Source organism: Pseudomonas sp. o96-267, from assembly GCF_003935465.1.
In the GTDB taxonomy this organism is placed as follows: domain Bacteria; phylum Pseudomonadota; class Gammaproteobacteria; order Pseudomonadales; family Pseudomonadaceae; genus Aquipseudomonas; species Aquipseudomonas sediminis.
On the sequence record NZ_RHQP01000016.1, the window covers coordinates 64,905 to 77,881 of the forward strand.

General features: G+C 62.6%; 14 protein-coding genes and 1 pseudogene. 7 read left to right on the forward strand and 8 right to left on the reverse strand.

Going from position 1 to position 12,977, the window contains the following annotated elements; all coding sequences use genetic code 11:
• The first annotated feature begins 69 nt into the window (after positions 1-69).
• Entirely contained in the window at positions 70-264 is a 195-nt protein-coding gene (locus tag EGJ86_RS12990) for a hypothetical protein (protein ID WP_099523711.1), read from the forward strand.
• Positions 265-274: 10 nt separating this feature from the next.
• Positions 275-517, forward strand: a complete 243-nt coding sequence (locus EGJ86_RS12995) for a hypothetical protein (RefSeq protein ID WP_003461396.1) — start codon at positions 275-277, stop codon at positions 515-517.
• Positions 518-560: 43 nt separating this feature from the next.
• Here EGJ86_RS12995 and EGJ86_RS13000 read toward each other — a convergent pair whose 3' ends face one another.
• A complete protein-coding gene (locus tag EGJ86_RS13000) occupies positions 561-1,286 on the reverse strand; it encodes an amidotransferase (RefSeq protein WP_099523709.1) in 726 nt (241 codons plus the stop codon).
• Between the two features lie 297 nt (positions 1,287-1,583).
• Here EGJ86_RS13000 and EGJ86_RS25465 point away from each other — a divergent pair, with 297 nt between their 5' ends.
• Genes EGJ86_RS25465 through EGJ86_RS13010 form a run of 3 tightly spaced genes read left to right on the forward strand, consistent with a single transcriptional unit; the run spans position 1,584 to position 2,238 of the window.
• Positions 1,584-1,697 carry a PA2485 family small membrane protein gene (locus EGJ86_RS25465; protein ID WP_279432779.1) on the forward strand — a complete coding sequence of 38 codons (114 nt, stop codon included), beginning with the start codon at positions 1,584-1,586 and terminating at the stop codon, positions 1,695-1,697.
• Positions 1,698-1,717: 20 nt separating this feature from the next.
• Positions 1,718-1,918 (forward strand): type III secretion system co-regulatory protein PtrC, encoded by a 201-nt coding sequence (gene ptrC, locus EGJ86_RS13005; RefSeq protein ID WP_003461392.1) that lies wholly within the window; start codon positions 1,718-1,720, stop codon positions 1,916-1,918.
• Between the two features lie 53 nt (positions 1,919-1,971).
• Positions 1,972-2,238: a PepSY domain-containing protein gene (locus EGJ86_RS13010; protein ID WP_125835361.1), complete on the forward strand. Its 267-nt coding sequence runs from the start codon at positions 1,972-1,974 to the stop codon at positions 2,236-2,238.
• A 140-nt stretch (positions 2,239-2,378) separates the two neighbouring features.
• Here the strand turns inward: EGJ86_RS13010 and EGJ86_RS13015 are convergent, their stop codons facing one another.
• The 3 genes from EGJ86_RS13015 to EGJ86_RS13025 all read right to left on the reverse strand — a co-directional run bounded on the left by EGJ86_RS13015 (position 2,379) and on the right by EGJ86_RS13025 (position 7,296).
• On the reverse strand, positions 2,379-4,523 hold the full coding sequence (locus EGJ86_RS13015) for a 3-hydroxyacyl-CoA dehydrogenase NAD-binding domain-containing protein (RefSeq protein WP_125835362.1): 2,145 nt from the start codon (positions 4,521-4,523) through the stop codon (positions 2,379-2,381).
• Positions 4,524-4,613: 90 nt separating this feature from the next.
• Positions 4,614-5,819, reverse strand: coding sequence for an acetyl-CoA C-acetyltransferase (locus tag EGJ86_RS13020; RefSeq protein WP_125835363.1), 1,206 nt, complete (start codon positions 5,817-5,819; stop codon positions 4,614-4,616).
• Positions 5,820-6,408: 589 nt separating this feature from the next.
• The gene (locus EGJ86_RS13025; RefSeq protein WP_125835364.1) at positions 6,409-7,296 is read right to left on the reverse strand and encodes an AEC family transporter; all 888 of its coding nucleotides are present in this window, start codon (positions 7,294-7,296) and stop codon (positions 6,409-6,411) included.
• Between the two features lie 93 nt (positions 7,297-7,389).
• Between EGJ86_RS13025 and EGJ86_RS13030 the strand changes: the two genes are divergently transcribed.
• Together EGJ86_RS13030 and EGJ86_RS13035 are read left to right on the forward strand one after the other, a co-directional pair.
• A complete protein-coding gene (locus EGJ86_RS13030; protein WP_125835365.1) occupies positions 7,390-7,749 on the forward strand; it encodes a rhodanese-like domain-containing protein in 360 nt (119 codons plus the stop codon).
• A pseudogene (locus EGJ86_RS13035) lies at positions 7,746-8,562 on the forward strand (cytochrome c). The gene EGJ86_RS13030 and the pseudogene EGJ86_RS13035 overlap by 4 nt, the downstream one beginning before the upstream one ends.
• Before the next feature lie 133 nt (positions 8,563-8,695).
• Here EGJ86_RS13035 and EGJ86_RS13040 read toward each other — a convergent pair.
• The 4 genes from EGJ86_RS13040 to EGJ86_RS13055 all read right to left on the reverse strand — a co-directional run bounded on the left by EGJ86_RS13040 (position 8,696) and on the right by EGJ86_RS13055 (position 12,878).
• Positions 8,696-9,493 carry a transglutaminase family protein gene (locus EGJ86_RS13040; RefSeq protein ID WP_099523693.1) on the reverse strand — a complete coding sequence of 266 codons (798 nt, stop codon included), beginning with the start codon at positions 9,491-9,493 and terminating at the stop codon, positions 8,696-8,698.
• Positions 9,490-10,440, reverse strand: coding sequence for an alpha-E domain-containing protein (locus EGJ86_RS13045; protein ID WP_125835366.1), 951 nt, complete (start codon positions 10,438-10,440; stop codon positions 9,490-9,492). Before EGJ86_RS13045 ends, EGJ86_RS13040 begins: the two co-directional genes overlap by 4 nt.
• Positions 10,441-10,442: 2 nt before the next feature.
• Positions 10,443-11,852, reverse strand: a complete 1,410-nt coding sequence (locus tag EGJ86_RS13050; RefSeq protein ID WP_125835367.1) for a circularly permuted type 2 ATP-grasp protein — start codon at positions 11,850-11,852, stop codon at positions 10,443-10,445.
• 345 nt (positions 11,853-12,197) lie between these two features.
• Positions 12,198-12,878, reverse strand: a complete 681-nt coding sequence (locus EGJ86_RS13055; RefSeq protein WP_372237968.1) for an alpha/beta family hydrolase — start codon at positions 12,876-12,878, stop codon at positions 12,198-12,200.
• Positions 12,879-12,977: the final 99 nt, after the last annotated feature.

A 12,977-nucleotide genomic window follows, 5' to 3' on the forward strand; every position in this document is an offset into this window, starting at 1 on the left:
TCCATTATTCAATCGAAATGACTTAGGCGATTCTGTGCCCACGCCAACTCCTGACCTGGAGCACAGAACATGTCCCGCCTCTCTCAAGCCGCCCGCAACGGCGCTCTCGCTGCCATCGGCCTGTACCTGATCAGCACCTCGACGGTGCTGGTCGTGAGTTACGCTGCCGTCCAGCCAAGCACCCCGACCTTTGCACAAGCAGGCCCACTACAGAGCCTGATCGCTCATCTGCCCGCCCTACTCGGCGCGCGCTCGCAAGGATGAGTGAACGGCCATGATCAAAAATCACCGCACCCGCCTGTTGGTGCTCGCCAGCCTGTCGCTGCTGACCACCTTGCTGGCCCTCAGTGGCATCGGCAAAGGCTCGGCTGGCGCCGTGGCGCGCAACATCGAATGCAGCCACAAACTGGCTCATCACCTGGATCTGGCCGAGAGCCTCAAACGGCAACGCAGCAGCCCGCCACCGAACAGAAGCGAACGGCTCTCGCCTTACTTCGTGCTCACTCAGCAGACATGAAAAAGCCCGGCTAACCGGGCTTTTTCATGTCTCGATATCAGACTCAGGCCTTGGCTTGCTTGCCCTGAGCGACAAAACGCATCATCCACTCCGCCACAGCACTGCCCTGCTGCGAGTGTTTGAGGCTATCCACGCCCTGCTGATAGATCTGCTCGCCAAGATGCTGCTGACGCAGCTCAAGCAGCGCCCGCGAGTAATCGTGAACGAACTCCGGGTGCCCCTGGAAGCACAACACCTGATCCTCGATGTGGTAGGCACCAATCGGGCAGAAGTCGCTGGAAGCCAGCAGAGTGGCCTTTTCCGGCAGGCGAGTGACTTGGTCCTGATGGCTGATCAGCAACTGCAGCTCATCCAGCTCTGGGCTCATCCACTCGGGCTTGCCCGCCAGACGATAACTATGCACGCCCACGCCCCACCCCTGCTCTGCACGCTCAGCCTTGCCGCCGAGCAGCAACGCCAGTAGCTGGTGACCAAAGCAGATGCCCAGCAGCTTGTCGCCACGCTTGTAGCGCTCGAGCAGATACTCCTTGAGCGTCTGAATCCAGGGGTCGCTGCCGAAAGAGTCAGCCTTGCTGCCCGTCACCAGATAGGCATCGAATTTCTCGCTATCGGGCGGGTAATGGCCATCCACCACGTTGTAGACACTGAACTCCGCCGCAACCGGCTGCTGAGCGAACAACTGCTCGAACATGCGGCCATAGCCCTGATACTGGTCGACCAGTTCGGGGCGGAGGATGTCAGTTTCCAGAATACAGATACGCAGTGGCATGAGGTTTCCTGTGATGAACACGCGGGCGGGTAATTTGTGCGTTTTTCTTAACATATGAATTCGCACAAATAAATAGCCAACCCCGATTTTCAAGCAGATCCGCGATTATCGGCGCTGTGCAATGCCACGAACAGTCGTCAATTAAAATTGACGAAACTTTACCCTGTCAGTGCGTGGCGACGCTTCATCAGCCGCTTCGATAGTTACCATGCACGCCATTCACTTCTGTGATTGCACGCCCGCAGCGAATATCGCCACATCGGGCAGTCGCCCTCATCGCACAGAAGGAAATCGATCATGAGCATCTACGCCGCACTCGCCAGCTTCGCCGCCGCTTCCGCCTTCCAGACCGTCGTACCGGTTCGTCCCGAGCAGGCTGCCGCCCCAGCCCGCGACGTTCGTCCGAGCTGACACAACCCAGGAGAGCCGCCATGCACAGCCAACTCAGCCTGGACGCCTACGGCGTCACCTACGCCCACCTGCAAGATGGCAGCCTGCAGTTCGAAACCGAAGCCGCCCTGCAACTCGATGATGGCAGCATGTTGACCCTACGCATGCCGACTCGCCATAGCGAGATGCTGGCGATCCACGAAGCCGTGTGCATCCGTCAGGGCTGGTGCCAGGCGGCGTGAGAAAGCGATGGTCTAGACTCCTCGTGACATTCACGGAACGAGGAACTGGCCCCATGCAAACACGCACTCTGATCGCCCTGTTCGCCGGCAGCCTGTTGCTTGCTGGCAACGCTCTCGCGGATCGCCCCGGCAGTGACTGGATCAGCATCGACGAGGCGCTGAGCAAAGCACGTGCAGCTGGCTACACGGAGCTACACAAGATCGAAGCCGACAATGACGGTTACTGGGAGGGCGAAGGCCTGAAACAGGATGGCCGTATTCACGAATTTCGTATCGACGGCAAGAGCGGCGCGGTGATTCGCGACCAGCTGGACGATTGACTCAGCCAGTCAGCTAGCCAATGAGAAACGGCCCTTTCGGGCCGTTTCTGCATCCGTAGGGTGCGCCGTGCGCACCGGGGACACTCCGCTTAAGCGGTGCGCATGGCCTGGGCGGCCCCGCGACACCCTACATGGGAGGCTCAGAACGTCTCGCCCTTGGCGGCCTTTTCCAGCAACAGAGCTGGAGGCAGGAAGCGCTCGCCGTACTGCTCGGCCAGGTACTGCGCACGGGCGACGAAGTCCTTCACCCCGTACTGGTTGATGAACTGCAGCGCACCGCCGGTCCAGGCGGCGAAGCCGATACCGAAGATCGAGCCGATGTTGGCATCGGCCACTGACTTCAAGACGCCCTCTTCGACGCAGCGAACCGTCTCGATGGCCTGGATGAACAAGATGCGGTCACGCACGTCCTCCTGCGAGATCTGCGCATCGGCCTTTTCGAAACGCGCCTTGAGCTCGGGCCACAGGTGCTTCTTGCCGCCTGCCGGGTAATCGTAGAAACCGCCACCGGCCGCCTTGCCCGGACGCTTGAACTCGTTAAGCATCAGATCGATCACCGCAAACGCCGGGTGCTCGGGAATGGATTTGCCCTCGGCCGCCAGATCCTTGATGGTCTGCTGGCGAATGTGATTCATCAGGCTCATCGACACTTCGTCGCTGATCGCCAGCGGGCCGACCGGCATGCCGGCCTTGCGCGCTTCGTTCTCGATCATCGCCGCGCTGACGCCTTCACCGAGCATAGCCAGGCCCTCATTGGTGAAGGTGCCGAATACCCGCGAGGTGAAGAAGCCGCGGCTGTCGTTGACCACGATGGGGGTCTTCTTGATCTGCATGACGTAGTCGAAGCCACGCGCCAGCGTCTCGTCACTGGTCTTCTCGCCGCGGATGATCTCCACCAGCGGCATCTTGTCCACCGGGCTGAAGAAGTGCAGGCCAATGAACTTCTCCGGTTTGGCCACGGCAGTCGCCAGGCCGGAGATCGGCAGCGTCGAGGTGTTGGAGGCGATGACCGCATCGCTCAGCGCAGCAGCTTCGGCTGCCGCGGTGACCTTGCCCTTGAGCGCACGATCCTCGAATACGGCTTCGATGATCAGGTCGCAGCCGGCGAAATCCGCCTCGCTATCGGTAGCCTTGATCAGCGCTAGGAAAGCCTCACGCTGCTCGGCCGTCATGTGGCCCTTGCTGACTTTCTTGTCGAGCAGCTTGGCCGAATAGCTTTTGCCCTTCTCCGCCGCGTCGAGGGACACATCCTTGAGCACCACCTCGATACCAGCTGCCGCCGACACATAGGCGATGCCGGCGCCCATCATGCCGGCACCGAGCACGCCGACTTTTTTCGTCTGGGTTTTCGGATAGCCCTGTGGGCGCGAGCCGCCAGCATTGATTTCGTTGAGCTGGAACCAGAAGGTACCAATCATGTTCTTCGCCACCTGGCCGGTGGTCAGCTCGGTGAAGTAGCGCGCTTCGATGATCTGCGCAGTGTCGAAGTCGACCTGCGCACCCTCGACAGCCGCGCACATGATCTTCTCCGGCGCCGGGAAGCAGCCCTTGGTCTTGTCGCGCAACACGCTCGGGGCGATGGCCAGCATCTGCGCCACGTTGGGCGAGCTGGGCGTACCGCCGGGAATCTTGTAGCCCTGCACATCCCACGGCTGCTTCGCGGACGGGTTGGCGGCGATCCAGGCACGGGCCTTGTTCAGCATCTCGTCGCGGTCGCTGGCCAGGTCGTGAATCAGCCCAGCCTTGAGCGCGGCGTCCGGGCGCACCTTCTTGCCTTCGGCCAGATACGGCAACGCCTTTTCCAGACCGAGCAGGCGCACCATCCGCACCACCCCGCCGCCGCCCGGCAACAGACCGAGAGTCACTTCAGGCAAACCGAGTTGCACGTGGCTTTCGTTCAGGGCGATACGGTGGTGACAGGCCAGGGCAATTTCCCAGCCGCCGCCCAGCGCCGCACCGTTGATGGCGGCGACCACCGGCTTGCCGAGAGTTTCCAGGCGGCGCAGCTGACCCTTGATCCTCAGGATCATCTCGTAGAAACCCTGAGCATCGGCCTTGGTGACCTTGATCAGCTCGTTGAGGTCACCGCCGGCGAAGAAGGTCTTCTTCGCCGAGGTAACGATCACCCCCGCGATCGAATCCTTTTCCGCTTCCAGGCGTTCGACGATCTGGCCCATGGCTTCGCGGTATACCGCGTTCATGGTGTTGGCGCTCTGGCCGGGCATCTCCATGGTCAGGACGACGATATTGTCCTGACCTTTTTCGTAACGGATGGCGTCAGTCATTTTTATATTCTCTTCCCAAAGCTGCGAGAGCTGCGTAGGGCGGGTGCAACCCGCCAACATACGAATGGCGGGTTTCACCCGCCCTACCGGTCAGACTCGTTCGATGATGGTGGCGATGCCCATGCCGCCGCCGACACAGAGAGTGGCGAGGCCGTAGCGCAATTGGCGTTTTTCCAGCTCGTCGAGCAGCGTGCCGAGAATGGCGCAACCAGTAGCACCGAGCGGATGGCCCATGGCAATGGAGCCACCGTTGACGTTGACCTTGTCCTCGCTCACGCCCATGTCCTTCATGAACTTCATCACCACCGAGGCGAAGGCCTCATTGACCTCGAACAGGTCGATGTCGTCGATGGACAGCCCCGCCTTGGCCAGCGCCTTGCGCGTGGCCGGTGCTGGGCCGGTGAGCATGATGGTCGGGTCAGTGCTGGTCACCGCCGCCGCGACGATGCGCGCGCGTGGCTTCAGGCCCAGCTCCTTTCCCTTGGCCTCGGAGCCGATCAGCATCAGCGCCGCACCATCGACGATGCCCGAGCTGTTGCCGGGCGTGTGCACGTGCTCGATACGCTCGACATGGCTGTAGACGCGCAGCGCGGTGGAGTCGAAGCCCATCAGCCCCATCATCTCGAAGCTCGGCTTGAGCTTGCCGAGGCCTTCCAGGGTCGAATCGCCGCGAATGAACTCGTCATGATCGAGCAGCACAATGCCGTTCTGATCGGCGACCGGCACCAGCGACTTGGCGAACGACCCATTGCCGCTGGCACGCGCTGCCTTCTGCTGCGAACGCAGGGCGAAGGCGTCGACATCGGCGCGACTGAAGCCTTCCAGGGTGGCGATCAGGTCGGCGCCGATACCCTGCGGCACGAAATTGCTGTGGATGTTGGTTTCCGGGTCCATCACCCAGGCACCGCCGTCGGAACCCATGGGAATGCGCGACATGGACTCCACGCCACCGACCACCACCAGATCCTCGAAGCCGGAGCGCACCTTCATCGCCCCCAGGTTCACCGCCTCCAACCCAGACGCACAGAAGCGATTGAGCTGCACACCTGCCACGCTGACGTCCCAGTCCGCGACCATGGCAGCGGTCTTGGCGATATCGGCACCCTGATCGCCCACCGGCGTCACGCAACCGAGGACGATGTCATCCACCTGACTGGTGTCCAGATCATTGCGCACTTGCAGGGCGTTCAGCAGGCCGGCAACCAGTTGAACAGGCTTGACGCTGTAAAGCGCGCCGTCCTTCTTGCCCTTGCCACGGGGCGTGCGCACCGCGTCGAAAATATATGCTTCGGTCATGGCGTCCTCGGAGACTATTACGGCGCTGGCGGAACATCATGCTCCGGCCACACCTGTTCTTATTGAGCCTGCTTACCATAGCGCCGAGACGCCGTGGCTCAATGACCGAAGCGCTCAGCGCTATTGACCACTGAGCTCAGACGAACGGTCGGTTGCCGGGTTGGCAGTGGCCTCAGCAAGCAAGCGCTCTGTCTCAAGGCCTGCGACATGTCCTGCGAGGGCGCACATAGCTCGAACGTTTTAACAGGCTTCGGCTAGAAACCAAGTCATCTAAGGAAGTTGTGACACCAACCCTAGAGTTACACATGCGCCCTTGCACAAAGCGGCGCAGGGAGCCGCCGCCGGGTCATGCCGGGGCGGTGAGTCAGAACAACGCCCAGGCGTGACGCAGCGACCTGTCAGGCAGTACCACAGGCATCCAACGCCACCCATAACAACAAAAGGCATACGGCCATGTTCAAACAGCCGAAATACCGCCAGGCTGGCGTCATCCTTTTCGCCACGGCAGTCATCCTGATCCTTCCCAATCTGACCCGTCTGGTCAGTTGATCCCCACCGTTCCCGCAACTGCGCAGACGCCGTAGCGCGCTCAGCGCAGTGCGGGTATCCACCACGCCAGCAGCAGTGGAATCAGCACGAAGGCCAGCAGTGTCGAGCACAGCACCAGACTCGCGACCTGCTCAGGTGAACGGCCTGCGCGCACCGCGAACAGGTAATTGAACACCGCCACTGGCATCGACGACTGCAGCACCAATACGGCGTGCGCCAACGGCTGCAAGCCGATTACCCAGCCGATGATCCAGCCCAGCGCCGCACCACAGAGAATGCGCAGCAATCCCAGCACCAGGCCGTTACCCAGGTGCTGCACGCGGATACTGGCCAGTGATACACCCAGCGTGATCAACATCAGCGGGATGGTCATACCGCCCAACAGGTCGACGGTATTGGCCAGCCAGCGCGGCAATTCAACGTCGAGAAACAGCACCGGCAACACCAGCGCCAGGCTGATCATGATCGGGTTGAGCAACAGTCCCTTGACTGAAGCCGCGGCCCCGGAGAGCAGCATGCCGATACTGAAATGCCCCACCGACAACACCAGGAAAAACGCCACCGCCAATGCCAGGCCAGGCTCACCGAAGGCGAACAGGGCCATGGGCAGGCCCATGTTGCCCGAGTTCGGGAACAGGTAGGCCGGTACCAGCACTTTCCAGTCCAGGCCGAACAGGCGACTCAGCAGCCAGCCGACCAGCCCCATGCATGAGGTCACCAGCACGCAGGCCAGGGCCATCTGCGAGAAGGCCCCCACATCCAGTTCGGCTCGGCTCAGGGTAGACAGCACCAGGCAAGGCGTACCGACATTTAGCACCAGGCGCGCGATGAAATCAGTGGGGTACTGGTGACCACTGCGCACCCAGCCGAAGCCGATGCCTGCCGCAATCAGTACCGGAGCCAGAACGGCGAACAACTCGGCTAACATCTACTACCCCCGTCACGTCGAGCGAGGCATCCTAGACTGCACAAAAGGCCCGGGCAATGATGCCGGGCCCATCAATCCGCTCTGGGGTCTGCCATGCGCCTGATTCTCCTGCTCACCAGCCTGTTCGCTCTGCTCACTGCCCATGCCAGTGAAATCGATCAGGCCGCCGCCATCTCCGCCTTGCAGCGTAGCGACAGCCTGTTGATCGACGTGCGTAGCGCCGAAGAATTCGCGGAGGGTGCACTGCCCGGCGCCATCCGTATCGGCCATGAAGATATCGCCGCACAGATCGCCAGTGTCGCCCCGGACAAAGATCGCCCCCTGGTGCTCTACTGCCGCAGCGGTCGCCGCTCCGCCATCGCCCAGCAAAGCCTTGAGGAAATGGGCTATAGCCAGGTGATCAATGCCGGCGCCTATGACGGACTACGACCACTGCTGGAGCATCGCGAATGAGAGCTGCCCTGTTGCTGACGTTGATCATCCTGAGCGGCGTGGCCCAGGCGGCCGAGTTCGAGGTGCAACTCAACGATGGCCGACGCGCCTGGAGCAGCAGCGAACTGCTCGAGCACCCGCAAGCGCGCGATATCGAGATCATCGATGACGTCAGCTACAAGCGCACCATGCACTACCGTGCCGTGCCGTGCCGTGCCGATCAGTACGTTGCTGGAGGGTATCGAGCCCGGCGACCATCTCCAGGCCGTGGCCCTCGACGGTTTTGCCGCGGAACTGCCAGCCTCGATTCTCTTGGCCAGGGAAGGAGCAAAAGCCTGGCTGGCCATCGAAGATCCCGAGCATCCCTGGCCGCCGCTGACGCAAGGCAAACCCAGCGCAGGACCTTTCTACCTGGTCTGGACCGATCCTTCTGCCAGCCAGATCGGCCCCGAGCAGTGGCCCTTTCAGGTCGCCCGGATTCGTCAGTTGGCCGCTGTCGAACAGCGCTTCCCTGCCCTGCTCCCGGCGACGGATGCCAATGCTGAGGTGCAGGCGGGTTTCGCTGTCTACCAGAAGAACTGCATGGCCTGTCATCGCCTCAATGGCGCGGGTGATTCCGAGTTCGGCCCAGACCTGAACATTCCGCACAACCCGACCGAATATTTCAGCGGCGATTTTCTACAGCAGTACATCCGCGACCCACAGAGCCTGCGGCGCTGGCCGCAGGGGCGTATGCCCGGCTTCAGCGAGCAGGTACTGCCACCTGCCGAACTGCAGCGCTTGATCGCCTACCTGCGGCACATGGCCCAGCGCAAGAGCGACACGAGCCCGTAGAACGATTTGGGAAGGGTGCGCCGTGCGCACCGGGATTTTGGCGGGGTAAACCGAGGTGCGCATGGCGCACCCCACGAAAGGTCGTCAGTCTGGGGCGCGCGGCGCCCCTATGTCACGAGCGCCTATCGGCGCGTCACTGCTGACGCACCTGCAGCAGTGGCGCCACCTGCACCTGCGCATGCATTTGCTCGCAACCGCCACCGCGGCGCATGCCACGTACCGGGCAGGCATCGAGGTAATCCAGGCCGACTGCCAGCTTCAGATGTCGCTCCGGGCGCGCCAGGCAGTTGGTTACGTCGAAGCTGTACCAGGCATCGCCGACCCAGGCCTCGGCCCAGGCGTGGCTGGCCAGGTGCTCGGCATCGTCGGTATAGAGATAGCCCGACACATAGCGCGCCGGCACGCCCAGGCTGCGCGCGCAGGCGAGGAAGGCGTGAGTGTGATCCTGGCAGACGCCACGGCGACTGGCGAAGGCCTCAGCGGCGCTGGTGTCCACTTCGGTGGTGCCGGGCTGATAGGCAATGTGGGCGTTAAGCGCATGCATCAGGTCGATCAGGCCAGTGCGATCCACGCGCGCCTTGCTTTGCTGCGCAGCGAACTCACGAATGGCCTCATCGGCCTGAGTCAGGCGGGTGAAGCGCAAGAACGGCAGCGCTGACTGGCGCTCGTGCTCGGCCTCGCAGGTTTCGTCGATCTCCACCTGGCCGCGGGCGCCGATGACGATGGACTCGTGCGGCTCGTCCAGGGTCAGCACGTGCAGGATGTTGCCGTAGGGATCGAGTTGTGCGTGCACCGGGCGCGGCAGGTCGAGCTGCCAGCTGAGCACCTGCTGGCGTTCGCTGTCGTGCGGGGTCAGGCGCAGGTACTGGATGCTCGCGCGCACCTGATCATCGTAACGGTAGGTGGTGTCATGACTGATCGAGAGTCTCATGCGACCTCCAGATAGGACGTATGGATGGTGTTGCCCAGCTGGCGCACCAGCAGGATGAAGTCGGTGAGCCAGGCGTGCAGGCCTTCGTCGAGCACTTCATCGATGCTGGTGTAGCGCAGGCGGGCATCCAGTTCGGCGGCCAGGCGTTGTGCCGGGCGACCGTTCTCTCCGGGTAGACCGGAAAGCATCAGGTTCAGTTCTTCCATGCAGGCACGCAGCGAGCGCGGTACGTCGGGGCGCAGCAGCAATAGTTCGGCGACCTTGCGCGTGCGCGGCGAGCCACGGTAGCTCTCGGCAAAGGCTTCGAACGACGACAGTGCCCGCAGCAGCGCACTCCATTGGTAATAGCTGCGCGCGGTGCGTTCTTCCAGCTCGTCGATCTCCTCGCCGAGCATTTCGTAGCGAGCATCGAGCAGGCGCAGGGTGTTGTCGGCGCGCTCGATGAAGGTGCCCAGGCGAATGAAGCGATAGGCTTCGCCGCGCATGATGGTGCCGAAGGTGGCGCCACGGAACAGGTGCGAACGCTCCTTGACCCACTCGCAGAAACGGCTGATGCCGTAGCGCCCCAGGCCTTGCTCGGCGATGCCGCGCATTTCCAGCCAGGTGGCGTTGATGTTCTCCCACATGTCGGCGGTGATCCGCCCGCGCACCGCATGGGCGTTGCTGCGCGCGGCCTGCAGGCAGCAGTAGATGCTGCCCGGATTGCTTGCATCGAGGGCGAAGAACTGCAACATGCGCTCGGCGTGCAGCGGGCCGTGGCGCTCCAGGTAGTCGTCCAGAGTGCCGGTAATCAGCAGCGGCATGGCCAGTTCGTCGAGGCCGTCGCCACGGCCATCCTGCGGCATCAGCGACAGCGAATAGCTGACGTCGAGCATGCGCGCCAGGTTCTCGGCACGCTCCAGGTAGCGCGACATCCAGTACAGATCGGAGGCGGTTCTACTCAACATGATCAGTCCTCCACCACCCAGGTGTCCTTGGTACCGCCGCCCTGCGACGAGTTGACCACCCGCGAGCCTTCGCGCAGTGCCACGCGCGTCAGGCCGCCGGGCACCAGGCGGGTTTCGCGACCGGTCAGGACGAACGGGCGCAGGTCGATGTGGCGTGGGGCGATGCCGCGCTCGACGAAGGTCGGACAGGTCGACAGGCACAAGGTCGGCTGGGCGATATAGGCCTCCGGCTTGGCCTTGAGTCGCTCGCGGAAAGCGTCGATCTCGGCCTTGCTCGCCGCCGGACCGACCAGCATGCCGTAGCCGCCGGAGCCCTGGGTTTCCTTGACCACCAGCTCGGACAGATTGGCCAACACGTGGGACAGTTCTTCCGGTTTGCGGCACTGCCAGGTTGGCACGTTCTTGAGGATCGGCTCCTCGTCCAGATAGAAGCGGATCATGTCACCGACATAGGGGTAGACCGACTTGTCGTCGGCCACGCCAGTGCCGATGGCGTTGGCCAGCACCACGTTGCGTGAGCGATAGGCCGAGAGCAGCCCTGCGACACCGAGCATCGAGTCGGGGTTGAAAGCCAACGGATCGAGGAAGGCGTCGTCGAGGCGGCGGTAGATCACGTCCACCTGGCGCGCACCGGCGGTGGTGCGCATGTAGACCTTGTCGTCGCGGACGAACAGGTCAGCGCCTTCCACAAGCTCCACGCCCATTTCACGGGCGAGGAAAGCGTGTTCGAAGTAGGCGCTGTTGAAGCGCCCGGGGGTCAGTACCACAACCGTGGGGTTGTCCAGCGGGCTGGAGCTCTTCAGCGCATCGAGCAGCAGGTTCGGGTAGTGGTCCACCGGTGCCACACGTTGCGCGGCGAACAGCTCGGGGAACAGGCGCATCATCATCTTGCGGTCTTCGAGCATGTAGCTCACACCGCTGGGCGTGCGCAGGTTGTCTTCCAGCACGTAGTAGCTGCCGTCGCCGTCACGCACCAGGTCGACCCCGGCGATGTGTGCGTAGATGTCGCGATGCAGGTCGAGGCCCTGCATGGCCATCTGGTAACCCTCGTTGGCCAGCACCTGCTCGGCCGGGATGATCCCCGCCTTGATGATGCGCTGGTCGTGGTAAAGGTCGGCGAGGAACAGGTTGAGTGCCTGCACACGCTGGATGCAGCCGCGTTCGACGATACGCCATTCGCTGGCGGGGATGGAGCGGGGAATGATGTCGAAGGGGATCAGCCGCTCGGTGCCCTGATCATCTCCGTAGAGGGTGAAGGTGATACCGGCGCGGTGAAACAACAGGTCGGCTTCTCGTCGGCGCTGAGCCAGCAGATCGTCCGGCGTCTCTGCCAACCAGCGGGCAAATTCGCGGTAATGCGGGCGGACAGCGCCGCTCGCGTCGTACATCTCGTCATAAAAGGTGCGGGCCATGCCGTACTCCTTGTCACCCGGACTTGCAGCATCCTCTGCAAGGCCCGAGCCAGCACAATTAATCCTTTAAAATCAAAAACCTACCTATCAACCAAAAACATTGCGCACCATTACAGTGCAATACGATATTTCCGTCATGACGTACCGCCCCATTGCGTGGCACAGCGTGCCGTGCAGGGCAGCCATCCGCTTACCCATGCAGGTAAAAAGCCTGCAATGCCCGCACTGAAACGGGCCCGGACACTCAGCTGTCACATTGCGTGACCAGGCGGTCAAGCGCAACCGCTTTTACAGCGGCCGTGCGAGGAAAAAGTGTCCGAATACGAGCACGCGGCCGAGCTCGGATCAGTGTTTCATGCGCCCAAGAAACGCCACGATCTGTGCCGCTGCAGTGGCGAGGTGCTGCTCATGGCTGAAGCCGGACGCCTTCAACGGCTTGAGGTCATGGTCGGCAGCCTGCAGCCAGTGCAGCTCGATGGCCGCTGACAGCTCATAGCCGGCAACCGCCTCGCGATTGCCCAGTGCGTCGCGTTCACCCTGGATGATCAGCGTTGGCGTGCGCAGCTCGGCGAGATGGGCGACGCGCGGTTTCTCGGGCTTGCCGGCGGCATAGAAGGGATAGCCGAGGCAAACCAGAGCGGAAACCTCCAACTCGTCCGCCAGCAAGCTGGCCATGCGCCCGCCCATGGACTTGCCGCCGATGGCCACGGGCCCTGTGACCCGATGGCGCACCTGTGCATGCACATCACGCCATTGCTGCAGCAGTTGCGCCTGCGGAGTGGGCGGTCGTTTACGTCCGTCCACCCGCCGCTGCGCCATGTAGGCGAACTCGAAACGCACCACACGCACGCCCCGCTCTGCCAGGCCCAGCGCCATGGCCTGCATGAACGGGCTGTCCATCGGCGCGCCGGCCCCGTGCGCGAGGATCAGCGTGCTCGATGCCGCCTGCGGCGGTTCGTCCCACTGCCAGGGCAGTCCCTGCTCGCATTGATCAGCGTCAATAAATCCAGATGGCCCTTTGCTCATGCTTGCCTCGCGTCGATTTCCGTGGTGTCCGTGGCTTGCTCATGCCTGCGTCCACCACGGTTATCGGCCGCTCTGCCATAACCGTGGATGGAAGCCCAG

What these genes read in the sequence shown, in the direction of transcription:
- ptrC (WP_003461392.1), top strand. Translation starts at nt 1,718, where the DNA reads ATGCACAGCCAACTCAGCCTGGACGCCTACGGCGTCACCTACGCCCAC.
- EGJ86_RS13050 (WP_125835367.1), bottom strand. Translation starts at nt 11,852, where the DNA reads ATGGCCCGCACCTTTTATGACGAGATGTACGACGCGAGCGGCGCTGTC.
- EGJ86_RS25465 (WP_279432779.1), top strand. Translation starts at nt 1,584, where the DNA reads ATGAGCATCTACGCCGCACTCGCCAGCTTCGCCGCCGCTTCCGCCTTC.
- EGJ86_RS13000 (WP_099523709.1), bottom strand. Translation starts at nt 1,286, where the DNA reads ATGCCACTGCGTATCTGTATTCTGGAAACTGACATCCTCCGCCCCGAA.
- EGJ86_RS13045 (WP_125835366.1), bottom strand. Translation starts at nt 10,440, where the DNA reads ATGTTGAGTAGAACCGCCTCCGATCTGTACTGGATGTCGCGCTACCTG.
- EGJ86_RS13030 (WP_125835365.1), top strand. Translation starts at nt 7,390, where the DNA reads ATGCGCCTGATTCTCCTGCTCACCAGCCTGTTCGCTCTGCTCACTGCC.
- EGJ86_RS12995 (WP_003461396.1), top strand. Translation starts at nt 275, where the DNA reads ATGATCAAAAATCACCGCACCCGCCTGTTGGTGCTCGCCAGCCTGTCG.
- EGJ86_RS12990 (WP_099523711.1), top strand. Translation starts at nt 70, where the DNA reads ATGTCCCGCCTCTCTCAAGCCGCCCGCAACGGCGCTCTCGCTGCCATC.
- EGJ86_RS13010 (WP_125835361.1), top strand. Translation starts at nt 1,972, where the DNA reads ATGCAAACACGCACTCTGATCGCCCTGTTCGCCGGCAGCCTGTTGCTT.
- EGJ86_RS13015 (WP_125835362.1), bottom strand. Translation starts at nt 4,523, where the DNA reads ATGACTGACGCCATCCGTTACGAAAAAGGTCAGGACAATATCGTCGTC.
- EGJ86_RS13040 (WP_099523693.1), bottom strand. Translation starts at nt 9,493, where the DNA reads ATGAGACTCTCGATCAGTCATGACACCACCTACCGTTACGATGATCAG.
- EGJ86_RS13055 (WP_372237968.1), bottom strand. Translation starts at nt 12,878, where the DNA reads ATGAGCAAAGGGCCATCTGGATTTATTGACGCTGATCAATGCGAGCAG.
- EGJ86_RS13025 (WP_125835364.1), bottom strand. Translation starts at nt 7,296, where the DNA reads ATGTTAGCCGAGTTGTTCGCCGTTCTGGCTCCGGTACTGATTGCGGCA.
- EGJ86_RS13020 (WP_125835363.1), bottom strand. Translation starts at nt 5,819, where the DNA reads ATGACCGAAGCATATATTTTCGACGCGGTGCGCACGCCCCGTGGCAAG.